Annotated in this window: 15 protein-coding genes; 3 read left to right on the plus strand and 12 right to left on the minus strand. The window is 42.0% G+C overall.

Features of this window, described 5'->3' with window-relative positions; translation table 11 throughout:
* Positions 1-11: 11 nt before the first annotated feature.
* The 7 genes from M3197_RS10555 to dppA form a co-directional block, all read right to left on the minus strand.
* A complete protein-coding gene (locus M3197_RS10555; protein ID WP_251661372.1) occupies positions 12-1,028 on the minus strand; it encodes an ABC transporter ATP-binding protein in 1,017 nt (338 codons plus the stop codon).
* Positions 1,028-2,149: a mandelate racemase/muconate lactonizing enzyme family protein gene (locus M3197_RS10560; protein WP_251661374.1), complete on the minus strand. Its 1,122-nt coding sequence runs from the start codon at positions 2,147-2,149 to the stop codon at positions 1,028-1,030. Before M3197_RS10560 ends, M3197_RS10555 begins: the two co-directional genes overlap by 1 nt.
* 77 nt (positions 2,150-2,226) lie before the next feature.
* Positions 2,227-3,870 carry a peptide ABC transporter substrate-binding protein gene (locus tag M3197_RS10565; protein WP_251661375.1) on the minus strand — a complete coding sequence of 548 codons (1,644 nt, stop codon included), beginning with the start codon at positions 3,868-3,870 and terminating at the stop codon, positions 2,227-2,229.
* Between the two features lie 226 nt (positions 3,871-4,096).
* Positions 4,097-5,077 carry an ABC transporter ATP-binding protein gene (locus M3197_RS10570; protein WP_251661654.1) on the minus strand — a complete coding sequence of 327 codons (981 nt, stop codon included), beginning with the start codon at positions 5,075-5,077 and terminating at the stop codon, positions 4,097-4,099.
* A 134-nt stretch (positions 5,078-5,211) separates the two neighbouring features.
* Positions 5,212-6,150 carry an ABC transporter permease gene (locus M3197_RS10575; protein ID WP_251661377.1) on the minus strand — a complete coding sequence of 313 codons (939 nt, stop codon included), beginning with the start codon at positions 6,148-6,150 and terminating at the stop codon, positions 5,212-5,214.
* Entirely contained in the window at positions 6,150-7,085 is a 936-nt protein-coding gene (locus M3197_RS10580) for an ABC transporter permease (protein ID WP_251661379.1), read from the minus strand. Before M3197_RS10580 ends, M3197_RS10575 begins: the two co-directional genes overlap by 1 nt.
* Positions 7,086-7,097: 12 nt before the next feature.
* The gene (gene dppA / locus M3197_RS10585; RefSeq protein ID WP_251661381.1) at positions 7,098-7,922 is read right to left on the minus strand and encodes a D-aminopeptidase DppA; all 825 of its coding nucleotides are present in this window, start codon (positions 7,920-7,922) and stop codon (positions 7,098-7,100) included.
* 211 nt (positions 7,923-8,133) lie between these two features.
* On the opposite strand from dppA, the gene M3197_RS10590 reads away from it, so the two are divergent.
* Together M3197_RS10590 and M3197_RS10595 are read left to right on the plus strand one after the other, a co-directional pair.
* Positions 8,134-9,084 carry an MJ1477/TM1410 family putative glycoside hydrolase gene (locus M3197_RS10590; RefSeq protein ID WP_251661382.1) on the plus strand — a complete coding sequence of 317 codons (951 nt, stop codon included), beginning with the start codon at positions 8,134-8,136 and terminating at the stop codon, positions 9,082-9,084.
* A 301-nt stretch (positions 9,085-9,385) separates the two neighbouring features.
* Positions 9,386-10,660, plus strand: a complete 1,275-nt coding sequence (locus M3197_RS10595) for an MFS transporter (RefSeq protein WP_251661384.1) — start codon at positions 9,386-9,388, stop codon at positions 10,658-10,660.
* A gap of 117 nt (positions 10,661-10,777) precedes the next feature.
* On the opposite strand, the gene M3197_RS10600 is transcribed toward M3197_RS10595, so the two are convergent.
* A complete protein-coding gene (locus M3197_RS10600; RefSeq protein ID WP_432813996.1) occupies positions 10,778-11,842 on the minus strand; it encodes a DmpA family aminopeptidase in 1,065 nt (354 codons plus the stop codon).
* 71 nt (positions 11,843-11,913) lie between these two features.
* Between M3197_RS10600 and M3197_RS10605 the strand changes: the two genes are divergently transcribed.
* Positions 11,914-12,192 carry a hypothetical protein gene (locus M3197_RS10605; RefSeq protein ID WP_251661386.1) on the plus strand — a complete coding sequence of 93 codons (279 nt, stop codon included), beginning with the start codon at positions 11,914-11,916 and terminating at the stop codon, positions 12,190-12,192.
* Between the two features lie 8 nt (positions 12,193-12,200).
* Here the strand turns inward: M3197_RS10605 and M3197_RS10610 are convergent, their stop codons facing one another.
* The 4 genes from M3197_RS10610 to M3197_RS10625 all read right to left on the minus strand — a co-directional run bounded on the left by M3197_RS10610 (position 12,201) and on the right by M3197_RS10625 (position 17,939).
* The gene (locus M3197_RS10610; protein ID WP_251661388.1) at positions 12,201-12,911 is read right to left on the minus strand and encodes a hypothetical protein; all 711 of its coding nucleotides are present in this window, start codon (positions 12,909-12,911) and stop codon (positions 12,201-12,203) included.
* 187 nt (positions 12,912-13,098) lie between these two features.
* Positions 13,099-14,355, minus strand: coding sequence for an MFS transporter (locus M3197_RS10615; protein ID WP_251661390.1), 1,257 nt, complete (start codon positions 14,353-14,355; stop codon positions 13,099-13,101).
* 251 nt (positions 14,356-14,606) lie between these two features.
* On the minus strand, positions 14,607-15,314 hold the full coding sequence (locus tag M3197_RS10620; protein ID WP_251661392.1) for a response regulator transcription factor: 708 nt from the start codon (positions 15,312-15,314) through the stop codon (positions 14,607-14,609).
* A gap of 3 nt (positions 15,315-15,317) precedes the next feature.
* Positions 15,318-17,939: a sensor histidine kinase gene (locus tag M3197_RS10625; protein WP_251661395.1), complete on the minus strand. Its 2,622-nt coding sequence runs from the start codon at positions 17,937-17,939 to the stop codon at positions 15,318-15,320.
* Between the last annotated feature and the right edge of the window lie 18 nt (positions 17,940-17,957).

Raw genomic sequence — 17,957 nt, forward strand, 5'->3', positions numbered from 1 at the left:
AAAAATCTCCTTTATACGTGCAATTGCTTTGACTGTTCACTAACTTCTTTCATTAAAACGTCGTCATGTAAATGACACGCAACAAAGTGGCCCTCATCCTTTTCCAGCCACTGTGGTTTCTGTGCGGCACAAACCTCCATCGCATAAGGACATCTAGTTCTGAACACGCATCCCGAAGGTGGGTCAATCGGACTTGGCAACTCCCCTTCCAATAAAATACGTTCTCTCGATTCCTCTATATCTGGGTCTGGTATTGGAATTGCTGATAGTAAGGCTTCTGTATAAGGGTGTAAAGGCTTGCCATAGAGCTGATCGCTTGTCGTCAACTCTACTAAATGACCTAAATACATAACGCCAATTCGATCAGAGAGGTATTTCACCATCGATAGATCATGTGCAATGAATAGATAAGTCAGCCCTTTCTCACGTTGCAACCGTTGAAACAACATAACAACCTGCGCCTGGACTGACACGTCTAATGCAGAAATGGGTTCGTCAGCAATGATAAATTCAGGGTCGAGTGCGAGCGCTCTTGCAATACCGATTCTTTGTCGTTGTCCTCCAGAAAATTCGTGAGGATATCGGTTCGCATGGTCGCGATTTAACCCGACGTCTTCTAGCAGCTCATTTACGCGTGCACGCAATTCCTTTTTAGACTTGTACATATTATGGATTTCCATCGGCTCTGCAATGATTTCATAAACAGTTGAGCGTGGGTTAAGAGACGCATAAGGGTCTTGGAAAACCATTTGCATCTTCTTAAGAAACTGTTGACGTTCTTTGTCGTTCATATCGTGGACATTTTGCCCTTCAAATACAACATCCCCGTCTGTTTTGTTATAAAGTCCTAAAATTGTACGTCCCGCTGTCGACTTTCCACAACCTGACTCTCCTACAAGACCAAACGTCTCCCCCTTGTAAATATCAAAACTAATGCCATCTACCGCTTTTAATGTTTTCCCTTTACCAACATCAAAATGTCTTTTCATATCTTTTACAGATAGTAATACTGATTGGGAATCTGTCATCATTGTTCCTCCTCGTTTCCAGACGTTCTGTGATGTGATAGCCAAGTTGAGTCAATCTGTACGCCGAGCCCTGGCTCGTTCGGTAGATGAACCAGTTGTTTTGTATAGGTAACGCCTCCAATTACAGGATCACCATTTAACATCAGAGGCGCATCAAAATCGCAACGCGTAATATTCGGCTGACTGGCAGCAAAGTGAGCTGCTGCGGTGATCCCCAATTTCGTTTCAATCATACTGCCTGTCATACATTGGACTCCGTAACTTTCAGCAAGCGCATTGATTTTCAATGCTTCATGGATTCCACCTGACTTCATCAACTTGATGTTGATCAAATCTGCTGCTCCACATTGCAAGACACGCAACGCATCTTTTGGTGAAAAAACGCTTTCGTCTGCCATGATTGGCGTCAATGTATTTTGAGTCACATACAACAGTCCATCTATATCTTCAGCATGGACAGGTTGTTCTACGAGTTCAATCTCAAGACCCGCATCTTCCATCGCGGTAATTGTTCGAATCGCTTCTTTAGGCTTCCAACCTTGGTTGGCATCCAAGCGAATCTTGACAGTATGACCCACGCGATTCCGGATTTCTTTAACACGTTCAATATCGAGCTCTGAAGAACCGATTCCTACCTTCACTTTCAATGTAGTGAATCCGTCTTCTACATACCGATGTGCATCGTCTCCCATCTCCATTGGATCATTCACACTTACTGTAAAATTTGAATCCAACTTTGTCCTGTGCCCCCCTAAGAATTGATACAGAGGGAGTCCTGCAAGTTGACCAAGGAGATCATGTATCGCCATGTCGACTGCAGCTTTAGCGCTGGTGTTTCTCACAATAGTTTTATGTAAAACGGCGAAAAGTTCGGTTCGGTTACGAACATCCATCCCAATCAGTTTGGGAGCCAATACTTCTTCTATTGCGTACGTAATGCTCGCCATGGAGTCGCCTGTAATTACATGAGTTGGCGGAGCTTCCCCCCACCCGGATTCCCCATCTTCTGTCGTGACCTTTACATAAGTTGAGTAGGCAGTATGGACGGTGCGCAATGCTGTTTTAAACGGCTTACTTAATGGAACAGCAACTGTCGCCAGTTCAATCGAATGAATCTTCATATATACGTTCTCCTTTCTCACCTAAAACGAACAAAACTGTGTGCGTCGAACTCTCGGCGCACACAGTCTCCCCCTACTTATTCTTTGTCAGCGTATTTTAGGTCGAGATAGCCGACTGGGTGACGGAGAATCCCTGTAACACCAGGCTTTTCTAATGTTGACTGATTGTAATAGTAAAGTGGAATTACCGGCATTTCGTCCATGAGCATCGTGTCTGCCTGTTGCAACAATGTCCAACGTTTGTTCTCGTCTGTTTCATTTTTAATAGCTTCAATCAACTTGTCATAATCAGGATTTGACCAAGTCGTACGGTTCATCGATGATTCTGAAATGAAGCTTTCCAACGCATTGACTGGGTCAGCATAGTCGTGCAAGAAAGAGGAACGAGAGAACTGGTATTTGAACTCTTTCTGATCTGCAAGGAATACTCCAGCTTCTACGTTTTGTAACTCAATGTCTACGCCAAGATTTTCTTTAAACATCGATTGCAACGCAACCGCAATTTTTTGGTGGTCTTCACTTGTAGAATACGTTAATGTTACTTTAGGTAATTCTGTATATCCTTCTTCCTTCATGCCTTCTTCAAGTAATTTCTTCGCTTGTTCAGGATTAAACGAAACTAGATCTCCTGCAGACTCACGGAACTCTTTGCCATCCGGTCCGATGAATCCGTAAGATACGAAACCATGTGCTGGCTTTTCTCCATTTTTCGTGACGAACTCTACAATGTCTTCCTGATTAACGGCTTCACCGAAAGCTTTACGGATTTTCTTGTTCGTGAATGGCTCCATAGATGTGTTGAATCGGAAGAAGTACAATCCTGCTTGGTCTTCCAATTTAACCTCTGGATTATCTTTCAAGTCCTCAGCAATTTCAGACGGGACATCTGTACTATCCAACTCATCAGACTGGTACATTTGGTAAGCAGTTGTAGAATCACTCACCATTTCCCAATTCACTTTGTCGAGTTTCACTTTGTCTGCATCCCAATAGTTTTCGTTCTTTTCAAAGACGAATTTCACGTCGTGATCCCATGAAGCTAATTTAAACGGACCGTTTGAAACGAAAGAATCTGCTTCTGTAAACCATTTCGGGTTGTCTGTCGCTACTTTTTCATTGATTGGGAAAAAGCTTGGGTTCGTAATGATGTTTAAGAAGGCTTCGTTTGGAGCTGTCAGCTTCACGACGAATGTTTTCTCATCAGGTGCTTCAATTCCAATGTCTTCAACAGCACCTTCACCGTTGTTGTAGTCTTCTGCTCCTTCAATAAAATAGGCAAGGAATGCTGCAGGAGATGCTGTTTCAGGGTCAAGCATATGCTGCCAAGCGAATAAGAAATCGTTTGCAGTAAGTGGATCGCCATTTGACCATTTTGCACCATCGCGGATAGTGAATGTATACGTCAATCCATCTTCAGATACCTCAATCTTTTCTGCGGAAGCTTCTTCTGCCAAGTGATCTTCTGACAAGCGAGTGAGTCCTTCCATCAAGTTGTTAAGAGCACTCCAAGAAACTGCGTTAAAGCCCACGGACGGGTCAAACGAAGTAGGTTCTTCGCCGTTGTTCAAGTAGAGTACTTTTTCTTCGGCAGGCTTGTTGTCCTTGCTGTCTTTTCCTCCCGTTTCGGCTTCTGGCTTCTTGCCTGCTTCTTCATTTGCTGTACAGGCTGCGAGTACTACGATTAGTGCAGTAAATAATACAAACTTGATCCACTTCTTCAATGTGACTTCCCCCTTTTATATGATGAAACCATAAACACACTCTAGAGATGAACAGTGTTGACTTCCGCTACAGGTGGGCGCTTTCCGAGGTGCTTGATTTCAGCAGCTTCCCTTGCTTTGTTCAGTCCAGGGGCTTCAATCTGCGCTGATCCCCTCCGGAGTCGCCACCTTTCGCTTCACTCAACGAATATCACAGTAACTACAGGTATTTATCAAAGACTAGCGATCAAGACAATACAGCTTTCGCCCTTGGGTCTTGGAGCCAGCAGTCTACGGTGTGCTGGGTGGTGAGTTGTGTTGTTGCCGGGTAAACACGTTCGCATACTTCCATGGCGAAGGGACATCTAGCAGCGAAGGGACAACCTTCGGGTGGTGCGAATAAATCTGGAGGTGTACCTTCGATTGGCTTCAACTCTTCTTCTTGCAAGTCAAGCCGAGGTACTGAGTTCAGTAGACCTTGCGTGTATGGATGCTGCGGGTCGTAAAAAATCTCCCGCTTATTCCCGATTTCAATGATTTTCCCTGCATACATGACTGCGATACGATCTGCAATTTTCGCGACAACACCGAGGTCGTGAGTGATCAGAATAATTCCCACACCCGTTTTACGTTGGATTTCTTCGAATAATTCTAGTATTTGCGCTTGTATCGTAACATCCAACGCAGTAGTCGGTTCGTCTGCGATGAGCAATTCAGGTTCGCAGATTAAAGCGATTGCAATGACGATTCGTTGGCGCATCCCCCCAGAGAACTGGTGAGGGTATTGTTTGAGTCGCTCTTCCGGGTTCGAAATCCCGACAAGGGTTAACATCTCAATAGCTTTCCTTTTTGCTTCTTCGCGTGATACCTTGTGATGTGTTCGTAATCCTTCCATTAATTGTTCTCCGATTTTCAATGTTGGATTCAGTGCTGTCATCGGATCTTGAAAGATCATCGAGATATCTACACCTTGGATTTCACGAAGGGCTTTCTTGTTCAGTTTGGTCAAGTCCTGATTTTTGAAAAGTACCTCTCCATTCCTAATCCTGCCTGGTGGTTGTGGAATAAGTCCCATAATCGTATTTGCCGTCACGCTTTTCCCACAGCCAGATTCTCCAACGACTGCAAGAGTCTCCCCTTTGTACAAGTCGAATGAAACACCACGGATTGCTTGTACTTCGCCGCCAAACGTCTTAAAAGAAACTTCCAAGTCCCGTACGGAGAGCATTATTTCTTGTGAATTTATTTTCTTCTGTTTTCTATTTTCTTCTGTAGCAATGCCTGAACTAGGTCGATGCTCCTTTTTGGTAGGGGCATTTTCCAAGCTGGACGCATATGCCAACTGTTGTCCTATCAAATCCATTACCCCCTCAATTTCGGATCGAGCGCATCCTGCATACCATCTCCTAGTACGTTAAAGGCAAACATCGTAATGGAAATGAAGAACGCCGGGAAGAATAAGCGCCACCAGTCACCAGATAGAATTACTGGGAGGGCATCATTCGCCATTACGCCCCAACTTGCATACGGAGCCTGTATCCCAAGGCCGAGAAAGCTTAGAAAAGCTTCCGCAAATATCGCACTCGGTACAGTGAGTGTCATTTGAACAATAATCGGACCCATTGTGTTCGGAAGCAGGTTTTTACGGATAATACGTGGTGTTCTTGCACCAAATGACTTCGATGCGGTCACGAACTCAAAGTTTTTTATTTGCAGGACTTGCCCGCGAACGATTCGGGCCATTCCTACCCAGCCTGTAATCGTCAGTGCTACAATGATTGTTGTTAGACTTGGACCCATCACGACCATTAACAAAATGACTACGAGCAAATGAGGCAGTCCGTAAAGGATTTCAATAATCCGCATCATAATGGAATCCGTGCGACCACCCTTATATCCACTAACACCTCCGTAAATAATGCCAATGAAAAAGTCGATAAGCGCAGCCATCACACCTACGAATAACGAAATTCGAGCCCCATACCAGGTCCTTGTGAATACATCCCTGCCCATCTCGTCAGTTCCAAACCAATGGGCTGCACTCGGAGCCATGTTTTGGTTTCGTAAATCCGTTGCAGTTACTTCATATGGAGAAAACACTGGTCCAAATATGGCGAGTAACGTGAGGATAACTAAAAACACTAATCCCGCCATTGCAAGCTTATTCTTTCGTAATCGTCTCCAAGCATCTTTCCAGTAAGAAAGTGACGGACGAACGACAGCTTCCGCCCGCTCATGGTCCTCTCCTTTTTTCCGGAACCACTCATCAGGAATTGAGACTCTCGGGTCTTTAGTAACCATTACACTTCACCTTCCTTTTTGTGAAGCTTAATGCGAGGATCCAAGAATCCATATACGATATCTACTAAAAACAGCATAAATACTAGGAACGCACTGTAAAATACAGTAGATCCCATAATAACGGGATAGTCGCGATTGTTAATGCTCTCGACAAAGTACTTTCCCATACCAGGGATTGCAAAAATCTTTTCAATAACAAATGTTCCAGTCAAAATTCCTGCAAGCATTGTCCCCATGATGGTAACAACCGGCATGAGGGCATTTCGTAACGCGTGCCTTGCTACAATGCGAAAAGGGCTTAAGCCTTTTGCGCGTGCCATTTTAATATAGTCTTGCGTCAACACTTCCAGCATACTGGCACGAGTAAGGCGTGCAATAATGGCAGTCGGTCCGGTAGCTAGTGCAATAACGGGCAAAATCATATGTTTCGGACTGCTCCACGTAGCGGGCGGTAATAGATGCCAATTCACCGCAACTTGCTGAATCAGAAGCGTGGCAAGAACAAAGTTTGGAATCGATATTCCCACAACCGCGAAAGTCATGGCCCCATAATCGATAATTCCATTATGGCGAAGTGCAGCAAACGTACCTAGAATAATTCCTGAAATGACCGCAACGATAATTGTCGCCATTCCCAGTTCAAAGGAAATAGGGAATCCTCGTGCTAGTAAAGTATTCACAGATTCATTCGGCTTTTTTATCGACGGACCATAGTCGAATGTCACAATAGATTTCAAGTAATTCAAGTATTGAATGGGCATTGGCTGATCTAACTTATAAAACTTCTCCAAGTTCGCTTGGATGGTTGGATTGGACGTGCGTTCTTCGTCAAACGGTGAACCTGGAATCGCCCGCATGAGTACAAATGTAAGCGTGGCAATAATTAGAACGGTGACAATCATCATGATGAAACGCTTCAATATGTATAGCGGCACTCTACTTCCTCCTTAACAAAACTTCGTTTGCATCGCGAGCTCTGTCATAACGAGCATCGCACGATAGGCTTCAACAATATCTTTTGCTTCATAGCGAACGATGGTAGTTCCTTCTTCTATCACACATCCTGGCATCATCGCGGCCCACTCTGCTTCTCCATAATTCGTAAATTCAATACGCATGACGGGGTTATCAGGTGCTTTCAGTGGTTTAATCTCACTACGTTTTTCGAGCGCTTCTGCCATTTTTTCTTTCAGCAATGCCTGTGCTTTTTTAGGATGCAACGTCCGTACAGATGAACGGGAAATGGATTGTTTTACTGCAGCTGTTACGACACCTGGGATGAGTTCTTCTGCTTCCTGGCATGCCCCATTATCACCTGCTACCATTAAGACCGGAACGCCGAAATGTCCTGCAACATAAGCATTAAATCCAAGTTCTCCAACTACAACGTCATTGATAAAAATGTTACGCACGCCAAAAATCATCGTATGGCTCATAACTCCAGGTTGTCCGGCCCGAGCATGATATCCTGCGAACACAGCTCCTGTATACGTGTCATCCAACGACTGAACCATTGAAAGCGGTTTCACTTCGCCGGTTATTAACTCCACATCTGGATGCATCTCTTCTACTAGCAAGTTATTCATTTTTGAATGACTATCATTCACAAGCACTTCTTGTACACCTTTTTCAAATGCAGATGATGCAATTGCATTCGCTTCCTCGGTCATGATACGCCGTGCTCGCTCATAATTATGACGATGCGCATCGACAAACGTCTCATCCGGTAACCCAGTTATGCCTTCCATATCAACGGAAACAAATAATTTCATACGGACCTCCAAACCTCCAACAGAAAATATAATCTGTCTGATTTTATTGTTAATTAACAATACCAAAATATTTTCGAAATAACAAGATAATTTAGTATAATGAAATTATGTTTACTAGTTTTTTATGTTTTAGCAATACTATTGTGCCAAAAGTGAGAATTCTAAAATCAAATAGTATACTAGATACACTTTACGAAGGAGTTGGTATTCCGTGAACAAATGGTTATTAGTAGGAGGTACGCTCGCACTCACAAGTTTGCTTCTATTCGCTGCTTACTTTCTTCTAGATAAAGGACAACCTACATGGGTTTATCAACTTCAAGATGCCTCTATTGAGAAAATTGCCCTGCTTCCTGTTAAATATGCAGTGATTGACGCTACAAAAGATGGGAGTGAAAGATATAGCAAAAAGGACATTGCGACTCTTCGCGAAAAGGGAATACGCCCTGTTTCCTATTTGAGTATCGGTGAGGCAAGCAGTTACCTCCCCTATTGGAAACCAGAGTGGGGTACCCAACAAAACGGAGTGTTGACCATCAGCAATTCTGCTCCAGAATGGGTGGGTCACATCGCAAATCCTGATTGGCCGGAAAGTGTAAAAGTTCGTTATTGGAATTCAGAATGGCAACAATATATGTTTGAGGAACTGAAAAAAGTTCAAGACGCAGGATTTAACGGAGTGTACTTAGACATTATTGACGCATACCTTTATTGGGGAGATTCTAGTACGTACAAAGAAGATGGTGAGCACTCCTTATTCTCAGATCCCACCTCCAAAAGAGACGCAGCTGAGCGAATGATTGCTTTCGTCCGAACTCTGTCTGCCCTTGCTAAAGAAAGGGATCCCGATTTTCTAATTATCCCTCAAAATGGTGAGGAACTATTGCAGTTCGACAATGGCTCGTATCTAAAATCAGTAGATGGAATAGGGGTAGAAGACATTTGGTTCAATGGGAGTAAAAAGAACAATTTAGATGAAATTGAAGAACGTCTTAAGTGGCTTTCACAGTTTTCCAAGGCCAATAAGCCCGTATTTTCAGTAGACTATATTAAAGGCCGTTACGCAATGAATCGCTATTACCAGCTATGCCGAAACGAAAAATTTTACTGCCTCGCTGCTGACCCAGATCGGTCACTTTCTTCCATTAAATCATTTGACTAGCTATTACGTGCTATGTGACTACCTTTTAAATGTCAAATAATTGTACAATCAAATCAGAAGGTTTAATCTTAAATAATTTCTATTGACACACAACTGTCATTTATGTATGCTCGATTGGTGGTTGATTTTCTCTAAGGACTCTGCTATTCGATTACCCATATTAACTGCTCTTCACGAAAACCTCCTGTATATAGGTGGTTCTTTTAAATTGAAGAGATCATATAGACAAAGATAAATCGTCATAACAGAGACCCACAAGATATTGATTGCAAAAATCTAATAGAGAAAGCAGTGGGAAATAATGGCGACAGCTAAGAAGAAAATCCACTATGCTTGGTGGACACTTGCAGCACTCTGTATTATTGTCGGACTTGCAAAAGGTGCGTTAAATACATCATCAGGTCTATTCATTCCAGGTGCTACAAAAGATTTAGGTATTCTAACTGGCAACTTAACTTTATATTTCAGTATTTCTTCTATCGTTACGATGATTTTCCTTCCAATCGGCGGTAAAATCCTAGCAAAGTATAATATTCGCATGGTGCTAGTCATCGCAATTATCTTACAAGCCGGCTCTTATGTCGGATTTGGTTTCAGTAACTCCGTATGGGGTTGGTACATTTTTGCTGTTCCATTGGCTGTTGGCGGCGTGTTTACAACGGTTATCGTTGGACCTGTCCTCGTTAATCAATGGTTTAAGAAGAAAAACGGTATGGCACTTGGATTGATTGGAGCATCTGGTGGTTTACTAGGCGCCATTGCTCAACCAATTATCGGATATACAATTGCTACAGCTGAACATACTTGGCGTACAGGCTACATTGGACTTGGCTTAGCAGTTATCATTATTGTTGTCCCAACAGTTCTCTTAATCATTCGTAAATCACCACAATCCATCGGTTTATTGCCTTATGGAGCACAAGAAGTTACAGGCGTTACCGACGAAACAAAAACAGATGAAGTAGACAAAGGGGTTACATTAGCGATTGCCCGAAAATCATCTGCTTTTTACTCACTATTTTTCTTCTTCCTTTTGATTACATCGATCGCCAGTTTCTCAATTCATATTCCTTCATACATCCAATCCATCGGATATGATGCCATATTTGCTGGAAATGCCATGGCAGGATATATGATTGGTGTCCTCTTAGGGGCACTTGCACTAGGTTATCTTGTAGACAAAATCGGTTCACGAAACACTGTTTATGTAGCAATGGTTTTAGCAGCTGCAGCTGTTATTGCACTTCTATTTGCTGCTGATAGTAAAATTGTTGTCGTTTTAGCAACTTCATTGTACGGATTTACTGTATCCAACTCTGTTGGAACTCTAGCACCAGCGTTAACAACTAGCCTATTTGGTAGTAGGGAGTACGCACAAATTTACTCCACTGCTTCACTAGGACTTGCAATCGCTGGTATTATTGCACTTCCAGCTTACGGATATATTTATGATTTCACGAAAAGTTATACACCCGCGTTGTATATCGTGCTTGCTTTGCTAATTATTAATATTGTTCTTGTAACTTTAGCGTTTGAAGGTAAGAAAAAACTTTTAAAACAAGGTCACTGGAACTAATTTCATAAATAACAAAAGCTGTTTCAGCACCAGTAAACCTGGTTTTGAAACAGCTTTTTTGATGGCCAAGATTTCTTACATGTCGAATTTAGTCGTAAATTGTTTCACATGGAACAGTTAGGAAAACGGTGTTGGGTATACAGTTAAACCATTTCGGCCTGTCGTTTCAACCGCTTGAGACAACGAATTCAAAATCGCTTCTTCCGTAACTTCTGCAGCAGCTTGAAATAGTTGGTTCATGATAGGATGACTATCGCGAAGTAAGTGTACTTCTTCAATTGCATCCCGCTGATCATGTAGGAATTTGTGTGCAGTTGAAAATGCAATCACAATATCCCCACTGCCATTACTATAATGACTCCCAGTTCGAGCAAGACCAATTCCTGCTCGTTTCGCAATTCTTTTTAACTGCCGACTATCGAGTGGAGCATCCGTTGCTAGGACAATCATAATCGATCCGTCTGCAGGTCTTGGTGCATCTGGTTGTATGACGGGTTCAACTTTCATATATCTTTCACTCGTAAACTCTTCCCGTTTGCCAAAATTACTTAATACGAGACTCCCTATTGTAAATGATTCGGTAGACACTTCTGAGTGGACAACACGGGAAGACGTGCCGATTCCTCCTTTATACCCGAAGCAAACCATTCCTTTTCCTGCACCGACTGCCCCCTCTTCTGATGGTTCAGTGGATGCCATTTCAATTGCTTGCTTGGCATGATCAGGTGTTATGGACAGCGCTCTAATGGAGTTAAGGCGACTGTCATTGCACTCCCCTGTCACGATATTAACAGTCCCTGTCGTGTCTCCAATTTCCGGTGTCTCATCCAGCAACCATCTTAGGGCTCCTTCAGTTGCTGCTGGAACGCCAAATGTATTCGTTAACATGATTGGTGACTCCAGAACGCCAAGTTCATCTAACTGAATGAGTCCTGTCGTCTTTCCAAATCCATTAATGACATAACTTGCCGCTGCAACCTTTTCCCTGAATGGATTTCCCGGGTGAGGTAGGATGGCAGTCACCCCTGTTGCTATATACTCCCCATTTTCTAACGGTTCATCAAGCGTTACGTGGCCCACTCTTACATTCCGGACGTCTGTAATACAGTTGTTTTCCCCTGTCAAAAGAGTGCCAATCTGAATACCTCTCGCTCTTATTTTCATTGGTTGTTGTTTCTGCATTTACATGGCTCCAATCTATGTATAGTCTTTCACAAATGTTTCCACACTAAGTAGTAAAAGGAGTGGTCTTTATGCTAACGGAATTTCCAACGATTCATACAAATATATGGGATGCCATTTGGGCAGTCCCCGTGACATTTATAGTCGTCGTCATTGCGAAATGGGTATTTCGAGTTCGCCCCACATGGCTTTCTACCGTTTCAACGGTCATCGCCCTCATTTTATCCATTTTCATCAGTCATCCGCATAATCTTTCTGCAGGCATCTTCATGGGTTTTTTCTATAGCGGCGCCGCCATGGGAGTGCTCTATTCAATGAAGCAATCCTATCTAGCGTTTCGGGCAAAATGAATGTCCTGCTACTCCTTCAATGGACAAAACCCACATTGCATTAATCCTGGGACGTCTTTTGAAAGACAACATGTTTTCCTTACTGTTGTGTTCAACAAGTCTGTTGGCTCATATCCATTTAAATAGGATGCAAAGCGAGATAGCGAAGAGACACCTTCCCAGACCGAATCGTCTTGAAGGTGATCGAAAACGATTCTTGCTTCGTCTGAACAGATTGGATCATTCAACATAACGTGAAACTGCCAAAGCCAGAAGCCGAATACATTTTCCCACAAAACATTTGGAGAGACAGACGCCACGGCTCGTAGCGCATTGATCACTGTTTGGATTTGGATAAGAAGATTTCTAACGACTCTTGAAACGTCTTCGATAGAGGTTTCTAACCAACCACTAACAGCTGGATATGTACTGACAGTCATATTGCCATACTCACGAACAACCCCAAACTGCAATTCATCTGGCTCCCCTTGCCAAAGTTCCTCATATTGGATGAATTGAACAAGTTGCATTGCCGTAAACATGCCGTAACGCCGCATGAAAAATGAAGCTGCCACAGTCGTATTGGGGCTTTGACTTACGGTTTGAAGAATATGTAGTAGCTCTGTTCCATTGGCTGGAATAGATAAAGTTTCTAACGTAAAAAGCGGATGTTCAGGAGATGTTGTATAGACTCCATTGCTATGAAGTTGGCTGATTTGGTTCGCTGTAAGTGTTGTCATGCATTCATTATAGCAAAGATTCCGCCTTCTTTGACACCTCCTGTTACTTCTTAAAGAGAAATGATAAGCTTCTCGCCCTCCCAAATTATTTGTTTAGAACCGTAAAAAAAACGTTCTCGTAATACCAAGAAAGAGCAGAATCTAAAAAACAAGCTGCCCTGTTAAGAGGACAGCCTGTCTAGTTTACTTATTCAGTTACAGCTTCTTTGTTTGTTAATTTTGGGTTTTTATCTTCTCTAATCAACGATGCTGCAATTGTACCGATGACAAGTAGGAAACCTGCAAAGTAGAAGCCCATATCCAGGTTACCTGTTACGTCAGCCAAGAAACCTGTTACGTAAGGCGCAAGGATGGATCCTAACATACCGATGAAGTTGTATATACCGAATGATGTACCATATGCGTTTTTAGGAGCGTTGTCTGCTACAACAGCAACTAGTACAGGGTTAGTACTGATTTTACCAAAGATACCGTAACCAATGAGTGCTGCATAAAGAACGTACATATTGTCAAATGCAACGATGGAGATGAGTGATATCAATGAAAGTGGGAGCATGACGAGTAGCACTGGACGTCGTTTTCCCATACGGTCAGCAATCCAACTGAAGAAAATCGAACCTGGAATAGCTGCCCATGGTACTAGTGAAGAAACAGTCGCAACTGCACTACCTTCAATTCCACGTGCGTGCTGCAAGTAATAAGGCATCCAAGTTACGACTACGAAGAATCCGTAAATCGCACAGAAGATTACGATGTAAGACATAAGCAAGTTATGATTCTTGAACAACGCACTGAGCTTAAATGGTTCTTCTTTATCAAGTTCAGCTTTAGCTTTCTTGCCATAAGGGTTTTCTTTAACAAGCCACCACATTAGCAAACCAATGAGAACAACTGGAATCGCAACGATATAAAATGGTGCTCTCCATGACATGCCAGCTTCAATAGTCCAACTGGATAGGAAGTAACCTGCAGAAAGACCAAACGCCATACCACTGTTGATAATCGCTGATCCTACTGTAATGTGTTTCTTAGGAATCGCTTCAGAAGATAATCCGTATTGAGGTCCATAATAGAATCCTTGGAACACACCAACCATTAACCACATAAGTACAAATAAGAAGAATGTCGGCATAGTTCCTGCAATTGCTGCAAAGATACCGAACAAAATAATCCCTGGTACAAGTACTTTCTTTTTACCAATTTTATCACCAAGTATACCGGATGGAATGTTTAATCCCGCATAACCGATGAAGAAGATACTACTAATCATACCGAGCTGACCAGCAGACAAACTAAATTCGTTTTGAATATCATCCATGACAGGGTTCAAGATTGCACGTGTTCCATAAATTGCAACCCAACCTAAGAAGAAGACGATAACGGCTTTTATCCAATATGGAATGAGTTCTTTTTTCTGGCCATTATCTTGTATTTGTTTCGCCATCGTTTGTTCCTCCTAATTTTTTATAGTTTGTTATTCAAGTAAATGATCATTTACCTTACACCAGTATAATACTTTATACAGCATTGCAGACGAATAAAATCAAATCAGGTAACCTTGCCAAAACATTAAATTTCTGAAACTAATGTTTACAAGAGAACTTGTCATGGCATTTTTGTTAAACATACCATCTGCTTTTTAAACGATAGTTTCCTTTCAACCATTTCGAATGATTCCTTTATACAATTATCATTCTAAAGCGAAACGCTCTTCAGCATATATCCTAGTCCTGGGTATGTAATGATGTACTCTTCTGGCTCTTTAAGTCGCTCTTTAATTTTGCGACGAATTCTTGCAATGCCTACACGTAAATACTCAACGTCATCACGATATTGGGGTCCCCACACTTCTGACAGCAACGTTTCGTGTTGGACTACTTTGTCTAAATTTAGTGCTAAAATTTCGAGCAAGGAAAACTCTGTTTGCGTAAGTTTTAACTCTTCGTTATCAATCCAGATCCGCTTGCTTCCGACATCCACTTGCAATAATCCTGTCTCAATTACAGATGTGGCACCTGTTGCAGAATCCGTGAGATGTGGTTGGCTTCTACGCAGTACCGCATTAACCCGCGCGAACAACTCGTCCAACGAAAAAGGCTTTGTTAAGTAGTCGTCAGCTCCAAGATTCAATCCATTCACTTTGTCTTTTGGATTACTTCTCGCTGTTAGCATAATAATCGGGGTGTGGGAAAACTTACGCAACTCCTCAAGTACATAAAAACCATCTTTTCCTGGCATCATAATATCGAGTAATATTAAGTCTGGGGAAATAAGATCATACTTTTCCAGCAGTTCCTCACCTGAATCAGCGGTCACTACCTCATACCCAACCGATCTCAAATTCGCAGAGATGAAACGTAAAATCTTCGCTTCATCATCTACGACACATATTTTTTGTTTCATCCCTTAAGACCCCTCTCTTATCGGAAAGTAAAGTGTAAACGTGCTTCCTTCCCCTGGTTTGCTATCCACTTCGATCCTACCTTCATGTGCTTCCATAATCCCTTCACAAATGGATAACCCTAATCCAGTTCCACCTGAGCGACGTGTAGCAGTCACGTCGACTTGGTAAAATCGATTAAAGATTTTCTGTAAATGCTCTTTCGAAATACCGATGCCATTATCCGATACCGCAATGGTTAAATAATCACTCTTTTTTTCAAGCGTGATATCAATCCGTTTTTGCTGATTATCGTTATAGCGCAGAGCATTTGTAAAGAGATTGACTAACACCTGCTGGACTCGTGTTTTGTCAGCATAGAAGAATAAGTAATCTTCCGCTTTGTTGTGGAAAGTGAGCGTTGCCCCTTCTTTTAACGTAAGTGGTACCAGTTCAATTGACTTCTCAATGACATGATCTGCACGAACCATATTTCGTTCAATATACATCGAGCCAGATTCAATCTTTGATATATCCATCCAGTCATCCACAAGATGTTGAATTCTCTCTATGTCTTCATGGACTCCTTCTAACAGTTCGTACTGAAATTCAGGGTCCCATTCCACATCTCTTCGTAATAACGTTTCAACGCTTCCTCGAATATTTGTAATGGGGGTCTTAAATTCATGAGACGTCAACGAAATCAGGTTGTTTTTCAGAGTATCGATTTCCTCCTCTTTTGTTATATCACGAATGAGTAGTCCTTCGCCGATTTTTTTCTCATCCGATATGACGGAGAATTTATGAAGCATATAAAAATCAGCATTGCCTGATTTCGTTTTGTATTCTAACTTAAGTTCACTTGCTTCATTTTCAAAAAATGAAACAAGATCTTCTGTAGAAGTCTCAAACAGGATATTAATACGTTTCATAACGTCAGACAAGTGCACAAGTGGTCCATTCGTGCCATCTCCATCCGTCACATTCAAAAAGAATTCGTTCACATAGTCAACCTGTTGATTATTATTGAGGAGCATTATCCCTTCTGACATACTTTCAAGAACGGCATCCAGTTCAGCGTGCTTATTCCGATATCGCTCAAATAACAATTTGTTTTGTAACATAACTGCCAGGGAGCGTGAGAACGTTTGAAGGAATTCCTGTCCTCTTGGTTCAATTGTTTGCCCATCCAGCAAATCGATAATGAGATAGCCATTAGGCAACCCATCTAGTACAATCGGTTCCATGTGATGATTAGTGCCCAGCACATTTTTCTCTAAATAGCTCTGTAAACTTTTGTTGACGTAAATTGCTTGGCTCGTTACGGCAATCTCTCTGAACCAAATGTGCACATTGAACGGTATGGATTTTTCAATATTTTGAAGACACAGTTGGATGAAATGCGGTAAGTCCATTTTCGAAGACACCGGAGTAATCAGTTTGTTTACTGCCTGTAACTCAGCGTTGCGCTGTTCCAAATTTGCAGTTCGTTCTTGTACGCGGCCTTCAAGTTGTGTATTCAAGTCTATGAGTTCATTTCGGTTTTCTTCAATTTCAGATATCATGTCATTGAAGTGAGTTAGCAAATCCGTCATCTCTTGCGGGCCTTGAATGCGTTCTGATAATTGAACGGGCTGGTTTGTTTTATAACTTACAGAATATCGCTTAATGGTATCGAGCAGATTACGAATCGTTCGTTCGAGTCGATTCGTTAGAAACAGACTTGCTAGCACAACAAATAACGCCGTAATGGGGATGAACCACAAAATGGTGTTTGCAGCACTTCTAAGTGGCTTTGTGATCAGTGTGGATGGATTAGCAATCCATACTGTCCAATCAAGATTTTTAATTTTCGCATAGGTGATAAATTCTTTTTCACTACCCTCTTCTTTCACAGTCAAGCTATTTAAAGATTGGTCAGACTGTTTATTGATGGTTTGAACAATTTTAGAATTCGTTAAATTCACCATTTCTGTCCGCGTATCAACATCAGGATGCACAATTACATTATTATCTTGGTCAAGTAGCACCGCATAGCTTGCTTCACCGGAAATTCGTGTAGACACGTACTTCTCCAAAGCGTTTAAATCAATCGCACCTAAAATATACCCTTGCATCTTCCCCTTACTGTCAAATATCGGTGAGACAATCGCTACCAAAAGAATGTCTGTCCCCCCTCTACCATAAAAAACAGGAGACACCACTTGTTTGTTTTTATCGAGAAGATCTTTGTAATAAGACCGGTCGCTATAATTCAAGTGCTCCCGTTTCACACCGTCCGTGTATACTGAAGGGTAAAATACAAGAGATTCACCATTTTTATCTCCTACGTACAAGTTTACAAACCCCGGATAGTTAATCTTAATATCACGCAGCTTTTCTTCTATCTTTGATGTTCGTCCTTCCTCTAAAAGAGGAGCAATATTAGAGGCCATCGTTTCAATGATTCTACCATGTTGATCCATATAACTTTCAATATTATCTTCTAAAAACCCGGTTACTTTCTTTTGGCTATCCTGATTGCCTTCGATTAGCGAGGAGAGCTGGAAGAATTGAAAAATCCCGAGGACAATAATTGCAGTCAGTCCTATTGTAAGAAACGAGTAAATGAGTTCCTTTTTAAAAGAACGGGATTGTCTATTTTTCATCCACACTCTCTCCTTCCG

Source organism: Sporosarcina aquimarina, assembly GCF_023715615.1.
GTDB lineage: Bacteria > Bacillota > Bacilli > Bacillales_A > Planococcaceae > Sporosarcina > Sporosarcina aquimarina_A.